Consider the following 13,597-nt stretch of genomic DNA (forward strand, 5'->3'; position numbering starts at 1 on the left):
CGTCCGCTTCACGCCCTGAGACATTCGACAAGCTTTTTATGACTTCAGTAAGGGCGAGTGTCGCGCCTCGAGAGCCAGCAAATATTTTGCTTCGTCGTACTGGGTTCTGGTCTTCCAGCAGCGGTAAATTATCCTTATCCATTTGAATGCCAGAGCCCGGATCGCTGACTGATGAGATTTTCCTTTTTCTCGAAGCCCCTGATAATACAGCTTGGCCCAGTATGATGAGTTAACCGTCTTGGCAGCCCATTCAACAAAGGTCTGCCTGACGAACTTGGCACATTGCCATCGCCAGTGAACCCAGGATTTCTGGCCACTTCGTTCTGTCACCGGTGCAATACCTGCGTAGTTTTGAATTTCTTCAGCGCTGTTAAACCGGTTACGGTTATCACCAAGTGCAGCAAGCATCCGTGGGCCCATGCACGGCCCCATGCCCGGAAGTGATTTGAACAGATCTGCATCCGGAAGAGTATCGAATAACGATTCGATTCGCTCGTCGTAGGTTCTGATGAGGTCACCTACCAGTTTGATTTGCGATGCAAGTCCTGTTGCCATTAGCGCGTTCGCCTCGATGACACTTTTATCGGTGGTCAGGGGAATAGCGATGGCAATGCTTGCGATCCTCTGCTCTGTATATGCAACAGCAGGACCACCTTTAGCGTTCATAAAATGACGGATGGTATCGCTCCGGGCACGCTTGAGTTGTTGCAGACTGGGCCAGCGGATTATTAGCTCGCAGAACAGAGAACTGTCCCGATGTGAGAACCATTCCAGGGGCTGAGGATAATACTGCTTAAGCGTGTTGATGAGACGATTCACAAAGCGGCGTTTGTCTTCGACCAGCAGTCGACGCTGCTCAACCAGCTGTTGAAGTAATCGGATATCAGCATTGTCGGGTTCTATGGCTTTTATCTTTTGGGGATAGCGTAGCATTAACTCTAATGCCAGCTCGGCATCCTGCGGATCATCTTTAGCGCCGCTGGGCGAGAAAGCTTGCCGGTAACGAGCAAGGGACAAAGCGTGCACAGGAAAAACAGTGACAAATGGGTACTTCTGGAGAGCATACACCACCGGGCCTTTCTTCAGCTCAAGGGCGATAGCGATCCTGCCTTTCACTTTTTGGTGCAATTCGTTGAGCCAGATATCCAGCGCTTCCGGAGTATGTTCAACCACATGGAATATGCGCTCGCCGTTTTTAAACTGAACGCAGACATCGTGTTTTTTATCCGCCCAGTCCAGACCAACATGAGCAGCAAACTGATCTATCGCAATCATAACCAACTCCTCTTTACCGGGGATTGGTATGCATTCCACGCTCTTCGAAAGAAATATAGTCAGCAGTTTGTCTGCATGCCCTGAGTATTCGTTAGCGAACGTGGAGCACTTACTGGCTCGAAAGCAAAGCGGCAATCATCAAACCACATGATTCTGGCACAATATTCGTAACCAGTAAGCGCATACCCTGAATCACTTAAAAGTGTAACTCTCAGGGTGTGAATGACTATATTTGGCACAAAACCGACTGTCCGATTGGGTTTCGCTTAGACCAACTACGATGCCAGCTCAGGTCTGAACCCGTATGCAAAAAGGGCGCAGTTCAATGAACTGCGCCCTTAAATTTAAAACGCAAAACCTGACTTAACTGCGTACCAAATCGTCGCCGTAGCCGATCCACTTGTAGGTGGTCAGTGCGTCCAGCCCCATTGGGCCACGTGCGTGCAGCTTCTGGGTGCTGACCGCCACTTCTGCGCCCAGGCCGAACTGGCCGCCGTCGGTGAAGCGGGTGCTGGCGTTAACGTACACCGCCGAGGAATCCACCACGCGCACGAAGTGCTCGGCGCTGCTCAGCGAACGGGTGAGGATCGCATCGGAGTGGTTGGTGCCGTGGGCGCGGATATGGTCGATGGCTTGATCGATATCGTCCACCACCAGCACGTTCAGATCCAACGACAGCCATTCGTCGTCGTAATCCCCTTCCGCCACGTCCACCACCGTCGCCGGGCCGTTTTGCAGCAGCGGCATGGCGTTCTGCGCCGCGTGCAGCGTCACACCCGCCGCCGCCATCTTGGCGCTCAGCGCCGGCAGGAACCGTTCGGCGATGTTGCGGTTCACCAGCAACGTCTCGAGCGAGTTACAGGCGCTTGGGCGCTGGATTTTGGCGCTCTCGATGACCGTCAGCGCCTTGTCGAAATCAACGCTCTCGTCAACATAGGTATGGCAAACGCCAATGCCGCCGGTGATCACCGGAATGGTCGACTGTTCGCGGCACAGTTTGTGCAAGCCGGCACCGCCGCGTGGGATCAGCATGTCTACGTAGCGATCCAGGCGCAACAGCTCATTCACCAGCGCGCGATCGGGGCTGTCGATCGCCTGCACCGCCGCAGCCGGCAGGCCGCATTGTTCCAGCGCCTGCTGGATCACCTTCACCGTCGCCAGATTGGTGTTGTGGGTTTCTTTACCGCCACGCAGGATCACCGCGTTGCCGGTCTTCAGGCACAGGCTGGCGACGTCGATGGTGACGTTCGGCCGTGCTTCATAAATCACGCCGATCACACCGAGCGGCACGCGGCGGCGTTCCAGCTTCAACCCGCTGTCCAGCAGGCTGCCGTCCAATACGTGGCCGACCGGATCGTTCAGACGGCACACCTGGCGCACATCGTTGGCGATGGCCGCCAGCCGCGCCGGGGTCAGCAGCAAGCGATCGAGCAACGCTTCGGTCATCCCGGTTGCGCGCGCCTGCGCCATGTCTTGTTCGTTGGCCTGCAAAATCACTTCGCTGTTGGCTTCCAGCATGTCGGCCATCACCGACAACACCTGGTTTTTTTTCGCCGTGCTCAGCACCGCCAGTTGCCAGGAGGCCTGTTTGGCGGCCTTCCCCATTTGCTCTAGCATGCTCACTCCTTAGCTCACAATCATGTCGTCGCGGTGCACTGCCACCGGGCCGTATTCGTAACCGAGAATTTCGCTGATTTCCTGCGAGTGGTGGCCGGCAATCATGCGCATCGCGTCGCTGTTATAGCGGCTGACGCCGTGCGCCAAATCGCGCCCCGCCAGGTTGCGGATGCGGATCACTTCGCCACGGGAGAAATCGCCCTTCACTTCGCGAACGCCCTTCGGCAACAACGAGCTGCCGCGCGCCATAATGGCGTCGACCGCGCCGTCGTCCACGGTGATTTCACCGGCCGGCGGTGCGCCGAAGATCCAGCGTTTGCGGTTTTCCAACGGGGTTTCCAGCGCGTGGAAACGGGTGCCCACCGGTTTGCCTTCAATCACGTCGCCCACCACGCCCGGCTTGCTGCCTGCGGCGATGATCACGTCGATACCGGCGCGGCAGGCCACGTCGGCCGCCTGCAATTTGGTGCCCATGCCGCCGGTGCCCAGCCCGGAAACGCTGTCGCCGGCGATGGCGCGCAGCGCGTCGTCAATGCCGTGCACTTCACGGATCAGTTCCGCCTGCGGGTTGTTGCGCGGATCGGCGGTATACAGGCCTTGTTGATCGGTCAGCAACAGCAGTTTGTCGGCCCCGGCCAGGATCGCCGCCAGCGCAGACAGGTTGTCGTTGTCGCCCACCTTGATTTCTGCGGTCGCTACCGCGTCATTCTCATTGATTACCGGCACGATACGGTTATCCAGCAGCGCGGTCATGGTGTCACGCGCGTTGAGGAAGCGTTCGCGGTCTTCCAGATCGGCGCGCGTCAGCAGCATCTGCCCGACGTGGATGCCGTAAATGGAGAACAGCTGTTCCCACAGTTGGATCAACCGGCTCTGGCCGACCGCCGCAAGCAGCTGCTTGGAGGCAATGGTGGCGGGGAGTTCGGGGTAGCCCAAATGTTCGCGCCCGGCGGCAATCGCGCCGGAGGTGACGATAACGATGCGGTGACCCGCTGCATGCTGTTGTGCGCACTGGCGTACCAGTTCGACAATATGGGCACGGTTAAGACGCAGCGATCCGCCGGTCAACACGCTGGTGCCCAATTTCACAACCAATGTCTGGCTGCCGTTCATAGTGTTTCTGCCGTGTAAGATGAGAAGGATAATGCAAAGGACTTTGTAACAGGAGAGACGCGTTATGCCAACAGGCACAACGCGAAATCAGCACAATACTGTGGTCAAACGGGGTCAGGCGGAGAGTTTAATCGGTTTTTCTTTGAAATCATCGGCCGGTTCAAGCGCCAGCTCCATCGTCGCCAGCAACTCGCCCAAGCGGCGGTGGAAATCACGCAGGGTGGTTTCCAGCTTGGTTTTTACTTCAGTATCTTTAATCTTTTCCGGCGTCCAGCGCCCGTCCTTATCAAACAGACCGAACTGATAAGCATAAGTGAAACGCGCTTCTTCAGCATGCAGCTCGATCCACCATCCCCAGAACTCACGCTTCTCTGGCGCGGGTTTGACATTGACGCAAACGGCTAAACAATCAAAGAAAAAACGGTCGTTCTCGCACTGCCCTTCACGCAGGTACGGCCCCAAGCTGGCAAAACGTTTCATTAGTCGGCTTTTAGGGTGACCACTAGGTAACGTCATTCTTTAACCTCCTCAATGTAGACCACTCTTTTTAACAAATTGTTAAAATTTAGCAACAAATTAACGCATTTTATCTTTCATCCAGTGGGCCATTTGCAGCAAGGCCTTGTGGAAACTGCTATACACCGGTGCGCGTGGAATAGCAATTAACTTGCCGTCCATCGAGGACGACGCGATCAGTTGCGCCTCCTCTTTCGGGCTGAGCGGATCCCGATCCCAATAGCCTGCCAGCATCGGCGTCGGGCAGCGGCGGCCCAGCAAACCCTGGGTTTTCAGCGAATAGCTGTTCAGCTCTACTCTCAGCACGTTATCCGAGGCGTTGGCCATCCCCATCCGGCTGGCGAGCACGTCCATATACATGTCCGGCACGTCTCGCTGGCGGCCGGCGTCGCATAACAGGCTGTGGACCACCGGCCCCAGACAGGCCACGCCACGCAACCGCTGCGGCTCCAGATAAGCCAGGCGCACCGCCACGTTGGCGCCGAAACGGAAGCCAAATGCGGTAACGCGCTGATGGTCGATCCAGGGCACCGAAGGCAGTTGGGCCAGCACCTGCTGATGTAAGAAGCTGGAATCCTGCGTCAACTTCCACTTATAAGAAGAACCGATGGAAGGCATATCGATGGTCAGCATGGCGATGCCGTGCGGCGCCAGGTACTCGCGGAACAGGCGGTGGTAGTCGGTCTGCAGGGTATCCAGGCTGCCGCACATCAGCACCGTCGGGAACGGCGCCTCGCCCTTCTCCGGCAGGTGCAGGAAGCCGGTAATACTGCTTCCCCCGTCAATGCGGAACTCCAGCTCCTTGAGCTGATAAGGCAACAGCAGCGCTGCCTCTTCGTAAGCGCGGTTGGCCAGCGTCTCGGCCTGTTCGGCCAGTTCGTCGCCTTTCAGGTGCGGATAGCCGGCGATGCTGTAAAAGTTGACGGCATTGAGCCAGTACTGGCCGCCGATCAGCGGATCTTGCTGTTCCAATGCCCGCTGCTGCCAGAGCATGCCCTGATGCACCCACTCGTAGATCCAGTTGCCATTACGGTAACCGATCACGGTATCGAGCAGTTTGTCGTTGGTATGTTCCACGTCGGCGACCGCAATACGCGCCAGCACTTCGTTGATTTCGATCGGATCAACGCCGCGCCAGGCCCACAGCAGCGGGTTGAGCATGCGATACCAATTACTGACAGTGTTGCCTTCCAGCGTAGAGTGCAGATCGGCGCCGGTTTTGTTGCGCGCACGCAGCACCAGCGTCGAGGTCTCGGGGTGTTTAAATGAGGGTTTGAACAGGATTTCAGAAAGGTTGGCTTGTGCCATGGTAACAACAGCCTCCGTAAATCTGGCCGTAGGCCGCAAACAGCCTACTTAACTGGAGGTAGTGTACCTAACTCTGGGGCGATAAACCAAAATAACGAAAACGCCCGGCATAACCGGGCGTTTTACTGGCGTGAGCGGGGATTAACGGCCGCCGATCGGTGGCACGAAGGTCACCGCCATGTCCCACGGCTGCTCGATCCAGGTATCCTGTGGGATATCGACCACATAGTCGTCCACCAGCGGGCGGCCTGCCGGCTTGGCGAAGATGGTGACGAAATGCGCTTTCGGGTACATGTCGCGGATCGCTTTCGCGGTGCCGCCGGTATCCACCAGATCGTCGACCACGATAAAGCCTTCACCGTCACCTTCTGCGCGCTTGAGTACCTTCATTTCGCGTTGGTTGTCATGGTCATAGCTGGAAATGCAGACGGTATCCACGTGGCGGATGCCCAATTCGCGCGCCAGCAAGGCCGCCGGCACCAGGCCGCCGCGGCTTACGGCAATAATGCCCGTCCATTGGTCAGCAGGCAGCAGGCGGTGAGCCAGTTTGCGCGCTTGCATTTGCAGCATGTCCCAGGTAACAACGTATTTTTCGCTCATAAAATGGTATCCCAGCCAGCAATGGTGTGACTTACTCGTGATCAGGGGAAAAAAGGTTGCGCGAGATTATAGAGACTGGTTGAGCCGAATACCAGTTGTACTGTGGAAATCATAAGTATTTCGTCTGGTGATTGATCCTGCATAAACCAACAATCACACGTCAAATATGTGCATTCCCCCCCTTAAACAGTGCAATAGGGTACGCGCGCGCCCCTGAATAAAGTGATATTCTCTGGAGATCGTGCCAAAAACGCACCGATGCCAATCCACCCTAACCGAGCGGCATTCACGCCATGCTGAGAATGCTGTCACAGGAGACCTATAGTGTCTGAATTGTCTCAACTTTCACCACAGCCGCTGTGGGATATTTTTGCCAAAATCTGCTCTATTCCGCATCCTTCTTATCATGAAGAAGCGCTGGCACAGCACATCCTCGCATGGGCCAAAGAGAAGAATCTGCATGCCGAACGCGATCAGGTGGGCAATATCCTGCTGCGCAAGCCGGCCACCAAAGGCATGGAAAACCGTAAACCGGTTGCCCTGCAAGCGCACCTGGATATGGTGCCGCAGAAAAATAACGACACCGTGCACGACTTCGCCAAGGATCCGATTCAGCCGTATATCGACGGCGAGTGGATCAAGGCGCGCGGCACCACGCTGGGCGCCGACAACGGCATCGGCATGGCTTCCGCGCTGGCGGTGCTGGCTGACGACAGCGTCGAACACGGCCCGCTGGAAGTGCTGCTGACCATGACCGAAGAAGCCGGCATGGACGGCGCATTCGGGCTACAGCCTAACTGGCTGCAGGCGGATATCCTGATCAACACCGACTCCGAAGAAGAAGGCGAGATCTACATGGGTTGCGCCGGCGGTATTGATTTCATCACTACCCTGCCGTTGCAGCGCGAAGCGGTACCGGCCGGCTATCAGACGCTGAAACTGACGCTCAAGGGCCTGAAAGGCGGCCACTCCGGCGCCGAGATCCACGTGGGCCTGGGCAATGCCAACAAGCTGCTGACGCGCTTCCTGTTCGCTCATGCCGCAGAACTGAACCTGCGCGTGCTGGATCTGAACGGCGGTACCCTGCGCAACGCTATCCCGCGTGAAGCCTCTGCGGTGGTTGCCGTGCCTGCGGCAAAAGCCGACGCGCTGAAAGCGCTGAGCCAGGCCTTCCTGAGCACACTGCAAAACGAGCTTTCCGCCAAAGAGAAGAACATCACCGTGCTGCTGGAGCCGGTGACCAGCGCCTCTCAGGCGTTGACCGCCGACAGCCAACAGCGTTTCCTGGCCCTGCTGAACGCTACGCCAAACGGCGTGATCCGCATGAGCGACGCGGTAAAAGGCGTGGTGGAAACCTCACTGAACGTTGGTGTGGTCACCACCAGCGAGAACGAAGCGGAAATCATCTGCCTGATCCGCTCGCTGATCGACAGCGGCAAAGATTACGTGGTCGAGATGCTGACCGCGCTGGGCCAGTTGGCCAACGCCAAAGTGGCGCCGAAGGGCGGTTACCCAGGCTGGCAGCCGGACGCAGACTCACCGGTCATGCATCTGGTGCGCGAGATCTATCAGGATCTGTTCAACAAGACGCCGAACATCATGGTGATCCACGCCGGTCTGGAATGCGGCCTGTTCAAAAAGCCGTACCCGAACATGGATATGGTGTCGATTGGGCCAACCATCACCGGGCCACACTCGCCGGATGAGCAGGTACATATCGAAAGCGTCGGCCTGTACTGGAAGCTGCTGACCGCGCTGTTGAAAGCGATCCCAGAACGCGCCTAATCGCCGCGTTTAACGTTAAAAGGCTGGCCTCTCGCCGGCCTTTTTTATTCCCACGGCAACAGCAGTTGCCGCTCAAGCTGCGGATCCAGCAGCGTTACGTGCAAGCCGACCAAGCGCACGCCACGGCCTTCCCGCCGCTCACGCCATGCCTGCCGCGCCACGTTGAGCAAATCGTCTTTATTCAGCACCGGCCAGACGTGTTCCTGAGTGGTTTGTTGAAAATCCTGAAACTTCAGCTTCACGCCCTGCCGAGCGATATGCAGGTCCGGTTTCACCTTGCGCAGCCGCATTTCCAGCTCGGGATAGAGCTTGTCGACAATCAGCGCCTCGCAGTCTTCCCAGTCATGAATGTCTTCCGCCAGCGTGCGTTCCACCCCCACCGATTTACGCAACCGCTCCGGCGAAACCTCGCGCAGATCAATGCCCTGGCAGCGCTCCCACAGCACCCGGCCAAACTTGCCGAAGCGCTTGAGCAGCAGCGCCAGATCGTACTGTTGTACGTCGGCGCAGGTGATTAGCCCCACGTCTTCCAACCGTTTGGCGGTCACTTTGCCCACGCCAGGGATTTTGCTCAGGGGCAGTTGCCGTAAAAAAGCCGGCACCTGCGCCGGCGTGATGACGTATTGCCCGTTCGGTTTGTTCAGCTCCGAGGCAATTTTGGCGAGGAACTTGATCGGTGCGATGCCCGCAGAGGCCGTGAGATTAAGCTCTTCGGCAATCGCCTGGCGGATTTCCTGGGCGATCAGCGTCGCCGAACCGTTGCACTGGGTGCAGTCGGTCACGTCCAGATAGGCTTCATCCAGCGACAGCGGTTCAATCAGCGGAGTGTAGCGGGCAAAAATTTCGCGAATGTGCAGCGAGGCTTCCTTGTACGCCGCCATACGGCCTGGCAACAGTTTGAGGTGTGGGCACAGTTTGAACGCCATCGCCGTCGACATTGCACTGTGCACGCCATAGCGGCGTGCTGGGTAGTTGGCGGTGCTGATCACTCCGCGTCGGTCGGCGCTGCCGCCGATCGCCAACGGAATATCGCGCAGGCTGGGATCGTCGCGCATTTCTACCGCCGCGAAGAAGCAGTCCATATCGACATGAATGATTTTACGCATCGCGCCTCCAATAACACTGTATAAGTATACAGCCAATAATCGAAAGCTCAAGACTCGGTGGACATGGAAAAAACGGCGTTTGAGCCAGATATTTCCGCGTTGTTAAAAAAGCTTAATTTTTCAATAGTATGATTTCCGCTGACTTACTCTCTCATCCTTGTACCCTATGGATTTCATGTGACGGCTCACAAGGCTGCGGCTCGAAAGACGACGGGTACATCATAAAAGGTATTCCGCATGATCAGGTTTTCCCATTTGCTGTTGGCTTCCGCACTGTCGCTGGTTTCGCTGGCGACGGGTGCCGCCGTCGGCCATGCCCCAGCCATTATCGCCCACCGCGGCGGCACCGCAGACGCGCCGGAAAACACCCGCATCGCGATTGAAACTGCCCTGAAAAATGGCGCCGACGCCATTTGGATCACGCTGCAGCAATCCAAAGACGGCGCGATCGTGCTGTACCGCCCTTCCGATCTCAAAGCATTGACCAACGAGCAGGGGCCAGTCTCCGCCCATACTGCCGATCAACTGGCCAAAGTGGATGCCGGCTGGTCATTCGTAAAAGGTGAAACGCATCCGTTTCGCGGCAAAGGCATAGGTATCCCGCGTCTGGACGAGATCCTGGAGGCTTTCCCCAAGGTGACCTTCTATCTGGATATCAAGTCGCCGGACGCCGATCCGACGCAATTTGGCAAAGCGCTGCTGACAACGCTGGAAAAGGCCGATAGCCTGAACCGCACCCGCGTGTATTCTACCGATGCCAAATACCTGCAAGCGCTACCGCCACAAATCAAACGCTTTGAAAGCCGCGACGAAACCCGCACCCTGCTGGCCAATGTCGCCATGGCGCACCAGTGCGAATTGAAAGCGGATAATCAGCAACCGCGCTGGTACGGGCTGGAGCTGAAACGTGAAGTGGAAGTGGTAGAGAAATACACTTTGGGCGAGGGGCGCTCGAAAGCGTTTCTGACCTGGGATAAAGAGTCGATCGATTGTTTCCGTTCACAAGGTCCAGCGCACATCATTTTGTTCGGCGTCAATTCACCGGCGGAATACCGGCAGGCACTGGCGCTGGGGGCCGACGGGGTGATGGTCAACTCACCGGCCGACGCGAAAAACTTCCGCAAGGCCAAATAGCCGGTAGAGAAAGGGGCGCCACGTGCGCCCCTCGTCTTCAGATGATCCGGTGTTTTTCCAACTGCCGCCGCCGCAGCGCCGCTTTGGCTTCGCGTTTCTTGCGCGCATCACAGGGCTCCGGGCAGTCGCAGACCTTTTCTATCCCCAGCGAAGTGATGCCGCCGCAACTGCCCTGCAGGCTTTTGCGCTTGAACACATAGCCCAGCGACATGCCGCCGATCACCAGCAGAAACAACACGAAGGTGGCGATAAATACCGTCAACATAGCGGCCTCATAAGATCTTTTTCAGATAGGGTTTAAACGCCTCAGAGTAGCGCTCTTCAAATCCGTTGGCGGTTTTCACAATCATGAACACCGGGATCCCCATCAGGTTGGCCAACGCCATACCTCGTTCCGGCCCCAGCACGTTCAGCCCGGTCGACAGGCCGTCGGCGGCCATGCAGGTCGGGCTCAGTACGGTGACCGAAACCAGATGATGATGGATCGGCCGACCGGTGATCGGATCTATGGTGTGCGAATAGCGCACGCCGTCTTGCTCAAAGTAGTTGCGGTAATCCCCTGAGGTGGCGATTGATATCTCGCCCGGCTGGATCACCAACTGCGCTTTTTGCTCCACGCCGGCCGTCGGCCGCTCAATGGCGATACGCCAGGGTTTCTGCTCACCGTTGTGGCCGCGGGTACGCACCTCGCCGCCGATATCCACCATGTAATTTTTCACCTGCTGCGATTGCAGGTACTGGGCTATCACATCGACGCCATAGCCTTTGGCGATGGACGAGAGATCGACATACAGTTCCGGAATGTGTTTCACCAGTGCGTTGCCCTGCACCGACAGTTTGTCGATGCCGGTCCAGGCGCGGCGCTGTTCCAGTTCGGCAGCGCTCGGCACCTTGTCCGGCCGCCCTTCCGGGCCAAAGCCCCACAGATTGACCAGCGGCCCGACGGTCACGTCCAGCGCGCCGTCGGTCACGCGGTTAATGCGCAACGCTTCCAGCACCACCTCGGTGGTCGCGGCCGAGACCGGGAAGGGCTTGCCCACCTCGCGGCTGGCGTTGAAGCGGCTCAGCTCCGAACCCGGCCGGTAGGTGGACATTTGATCGTTCACCAACTCCAGGCGTTTGTCGATCTCCGCCTGTATTTTGGCCGCCGACGGCGTGTCGTCACCGGTGACATAACGGATCGAATAAGAGGTCCCCATGGTTTTGCCATCGAGATTCACCTGTTCCGGCCCGCAACCGGTCAATAACAACGTGGCGCCCAGCGCCACCGCCCTCATCCAGCCCTTCATTGCCCCAATGCGCATTTAGCCACCAAAGTCATCCAGCATGATATTTTCATCTTCGACCCCCAGATCTTTCAACATCTTGATCACTGCGGCGTTCATCATCGGCGGGCCGCACATATAAAACTCGCAGTCTTCCGGCGCCGGGTGGTGCTTCAGATAGTTCTCCAGCAGAACATTATGGATAAAGCCGGTGTAGCCGGTCCAGTTATCCTCAGGCTGGGGATCGGACAGCGCCACGTGCCAGGTGAAGTTTTCATTCTCCGCCTGCAACCGATTGAAATCATCCTCATAGAACATTTCACGCAGCGAACGCGCGCCGTACCAGAAGGTGATTTTACGCTTCGAGTTCAGGCGATTGAGCTGATCGAAGAGATGCGAGCGCATTGGCGCCATGCCGGCGCCACCGCCGATAAAGATCATTTCGGCATCGGTGTCTTTGGCGAAGAACTCGCCGAACGGCCCGGAGATGGTCACCTTGTCGCCGGCCTTCAGCGACCAGATATAGGAGGACATAATGCCCGGCGGCACGTCCGGCGCGCGCGGCGGCGGCGTAGCGATACGCACGTTGAGCATGATGATGCCTTTTTCATCCGGGTAGTTCGCCATTGAGTAAGCGCGCACCGTGGTGTCGTTCACCGCCGAGCGGTAGCGGAACAGGTTGAACTTGTCCCAATCGCCGCGGTACTCCTCCGGTACGTCAAAATCGGCATAGCTGATGTCGTGGGCAGGCGCTTCTATCTGGATAAACCCGCCGGCGCGGAACGGCACGTCTTCGCCATCGGGGATTTTCAGCTTCAGCTCTTTGATAAAGGTGGCTTTGTTATCATTGGAGATAACCTCGCACTCCCACTTTTTCACGCCAAAAATCTCTTCCGGCAGCTCGATTTTCAGATTCTGCTTCACGTTCACCTGGCAGGCCAGGCGGCAGCCTTCTTTCGCTTCGCGCTTGTTGATGTGCGAAAGTTCGGTCGGCAGGATATCGCCGCCGCCCTCTTTAATCACCACCCGGCACTGGCCGCAGGAGCCGCCACCGCCACAGGCCGAGGACACGAAGATCCCCTGGCTGGAGAGCATGTTCAGCAGTTTGTCGCCCGCCGGGGCGTTAAAACTCTTGCCCTGATCGCCGTTAACTTCCACCGCAATGTCACCGGTGTTCACCAGCTTTGATTTGGCGAACAGGATCAGCAGTACCAGCACCATAACGATGCCGGTAAACATCGCGACGCCTAAAATAATTTCCATAGATTCTTCCCGCCTTTACAACTGAACACCGGAGAAGGACATAAAGCCCAACGCCATCAGCCCGGTGGTGATAAAGGTAATGCCCAGACCGCGCAGCCCTGCGGGGACGTTGGCATACTTGAGTTTTTCGCGGATCCCCGCCATCGCGACAATCGCCAGCATCCAGCCGGTGCCGGAGCCGAAGCCGTACACCACCGATTCTGCAAAGTTGTAGTCGCGTTGCACCATAAAGGACACGCCGCCGAAAATGGCGCAGTTCACGGTGATCAGTGGCAGGAAAATGCCGAGTGCGTTGTACAACGATGGGAAGAAGCGATCGAGGATCATCTCCAGAATCTGCACCAACGCCGCGATCACGCCGATAAAGGTAATGAAGTTGAGGAAGCTCAGATCGACGCCTTCCATCAGCGCGCCATCGCGCAGCACCAGGTTGTAGACCAGATTGTTCGCCGGCACCGAGATGCCGAGCACTATGGTCACCGCGATGCCCAGGCCGAAGGCGGTCGACACCTTCTTCGACACCGCCAGGAAGGTGCACATCCCCAGGAAGAACGCCAACGCCATGTTCTCGACGAACACCGCGCGCACAAACAGGCTGATATAATGTTCCATCGG

General features: G+C 57.4%; 13 protein-coding genes. 2 read left to right on the forward strand and 11 right to left on the reverse strand.

What is annotated here, in order from left to right; all coding sequences use genetic code 11:
* Positions 1 to 36 precede the first annotated feature (36 nt).
* From ACUTSW_RS24420 to gpt, 6 genes are all read right to left on the reverse strand, one after another.
* Positions 37 to 1,275 carry an IS110 family transposase gene (locus ACUTSW_RS24420; protein ID WP_064799179.1) on the reverse strand — a complete coding sequence of 413 codons (1,239 nt, stop codon included), beginning with the start codon at positions 1,273 to 1,275 and terminating at the stop codon, positions 37 to 39.
* A gap of 363 nt (positions 1,276 to 1,638) precedes the next feature.
* Entirely contained in the window at positions 1,639 to 2,892 is a 1,254-nt protein-coding gene (gene proA, locus ACUTSW_RS24425) for a glutamate-5-semialdehyde dehydrogenase (RefSeq protein ID WP_445585544.1), read from the reverse strand.
* A 9-nt stretch (positions 2,893 to 2,901) separates the two neighbouring features.
* Positions 2,902 to 4,005 carry a glutamate 5-kinase gene (proB, locus tag ACUTSW_RS24430; RefSeq protein ID WP_006323805.1) on the reverse strand — a complete coding sequence of 368 codons (1,104 nt, stop codon included), beginning with the start codon at positions 4,003 to 4,005 and terminating at the stop codon, positions 2,902 to 2,904.
* 114 nt (positions 4,006 to 4,119) lie between these two features.
* Entirely contained in the window at positions 4,120 to 4,521 is a 402-nt protein-coding gene (gene crl / locus ACUTSW_RS24435; RefSeq protein WP_004949084.1) for a sigma factor-binding protein Crl, read from the reverse strand.
* Between the two features lie 60 nt (positions 4,522 to 4,581).
* Positions 4,582 to 5,829, reverse strand: a complete 1,248-nt coding sequence (gene frsA, locus ACUTSW_RS24440) for an esterase FrsA (protein WP_445585545.1) — start codon at positions 5,827 to 5,829, stop codon at positions 4,582 to 4,584.
* A gap of 141 nt (positions 5,830 to 5,970) precedes the next feature.
* Positions 5,971 to 6,429, reverse strand: coding sequence for a xanthine phosphoribosyltransferase (gpt, locus tag ACUTSW_RS24445; RefSeq protein ID WP_004949082.1), 459 nt, complete (start codon positions 6,427 to 6,429; stop codon positions 5,971 to 5,973).
* 324 nt (positions 6,430 to 6,753) lie between these two features.
* On the opposite strand from gpt, the gene pepD reads away from it, so the two are divergent.
* A complete protein-coding gene (gene pepD / locus ACUTSW_RS24450; RefSeq protein ID WP_006323802.1) occupies positions 6,754 to 8,214 on the forward strand; it encodes a beta-Ala-His dipeptidase in 1,461 nt (486 codons plus the stop codon).
* 44 nt (positions 8,215 to 8,258) lie between these two features.
* Here pepD and dinB read toward each other — a convergent pair whose 3' ends face one another.
* Complete coding sequence (dinB, locus tag ACUTSW_RS24455; RefSeq protein WP_445585546.1) at positions 8,259 to 9,320, reverse strand: DNA polymerase IV; 1,062 nt, start codon at positions 9,318 to 9,320, stop codon at positions 8,259 to 8,261.
* A 237-nt stretch (positions 9,321 to 9,557) separates the two neighbouring features.
* Between dinB and ACUTSW_RS24460 the strand changes: the two genes are divergently transcribed.
* Positions 9,558 to 10,454, forward strand: coding sequence for a glycerophosphodiester phosphodiesterase family protein (locus ACUTSW_RS24460; protein ID WP_445585547.1), 897 nt, complete (start codon positions 9,558 to 9,560; stop codon positions 10,452 to 10,454).
* Between the two features lie 37 nt (positions 10,455 to 10,491).
* Here ACUTSW_RS24460 and nqrM read toward each other — a convergent pair whose 3' ends face one another.
* Genes nqrM through nqrE form a run of 4 tightly spaced genes read right to left on the reverse strand, consistent with a single transcriptional unit; the run spans position 10,492 to position 13,594 of the window.
* Positions 10,492 to 10,719: a (Na+)-NQR maturation NqrM gene (gene nqrM / locus ACUTSW_RS24465; protein ID WP_445585548.1), complete on the reverse strand. Its 228-nt coding sequence runs from the start codon at positions 10,717 to 10,719 to the stop codon at positions 10,492 to 10,494.
* Between the two features lie 7 nt (positions 10,720 to 10,726).
* Entirely contained in the window at positions 10,727 to 11,758 is a 1,032-nt protein-coding gene (locus ACUTSW_RS24470) for an FAD:protein FMN transferase (RefSeq protein WP_445585549.1), read from the reverse strand.
* On the reverse strand, positions 11,759 to 12,982 hold the full coding sequence (gene nqrF, locus ACUTSW_RS24475; RefSeq protein ID WP_197928504.1) for an NADH:ubiquinone reductase (Na(+)-transporting) subunit F: 1,224 nt from the start codon (positions 12,980 to 12,982) through the stop codon (positions 11,759 to 11,761).
* A 15-nt stretch (positions 12,983 to 12,997) separates the two neighbouring features.
* Complete coding sequence (gene nqrE / locus ACUTSW_RS24480; protein WP_004949072.1) at positions 12,998 to 13,594, reverse strand: NADH:ubiquinone reductase (Na(+)-transporting) subunit E; 597 nt, start codon at positions 13,592 to 13,594, stop codon at positions 12,998 to 13,000.
* Between the last annotated feature and the right edge of the window lie 3 nt (positions 13,595 to 13,597).

The sequence above is a fragment of the Serratia sp. TSA_198.1 genome (genome assembly GCF_052686505.1).

Coding starts and splice junctions, on each gene's coding strand:
- ACUTSW_RS24420 (WP_064799179.1), bottom strand. CDS start 1,275: ATGATTGCGATAGATCAGTTTGCTGCTCATGTTGGTCTGGACTGGGCG.
- proA (WP_445585544.1), bottom strand. CDS start 2,892: ATGCTAGAGCAAATGGGGAAGGCCGCCAAACAGGCCTCCTGGCAACTG.
- proB (WP_006323805.1), bottom strand. CDS start 4,005: ATGAACGGCAGCCAGACATTGGTTGTGAAATTGGGCACCAGCGTGTTG.
- crl (WP_004949084.1), bottom strand. CDS start 4,521: ATGACGTTACCTAGTGGTCACCCTAAAAGCCGACTAATGAAACGTTTT.
- frsA (WP_445585545.1), bottom strand. CDS start 5,829: ATGGCACAAGCCAACCTTTCTGAAATCCTGTTCAAACCCTCATTTAAA.
- gpt (WP_004949082.1), bottom strand. CDS start 6,429: ATGAGCGAAAAATACGTTGTTACCTGGGACATGCTGCAAATGCAAGCG.
- dinB (WP_445585546.1), bottom strand. CDS start 9,320: ATGCGTAAAATCATTCATGTCGATATGGACTGCTTCTTCGCGGCGGTA.
- ACUTSW_RS24460 (WP_445585547.1), top strand. CDS start 9,558: ATGATCAGGTTTTCCCATTTGCTGTTGGCTTCCGCACTGTCGCTGGTT.
- nqrM (WP_445585548.1), bottom strand. CDS start 10,719: ATGTTGACGGTATTTATCGCCACCTTCGTGTTGTTTCTGCTGGTGATC.
- ACUTSW_RS24470 (WP_445585549.1), bottom strand. CDS start 11,758: ATGCGCATTGGGGCAATGAAGGGCTGGATGAGGGCGGTGGCGCTGGGC.
- nqrF (WP_197928504.1), bottom strand. CDS start 12,982: ATGGAAATTATTTTAGGCGTCGCGATGTTTACCGGCATCGTTATGGTG.
- nqrE (WP_004949072.1), bottom strand. CDS start 13,594: ATGGAACATTATATCAGCCTGTTTGTGCGCGCGGTGTTCGTCGAGAAC.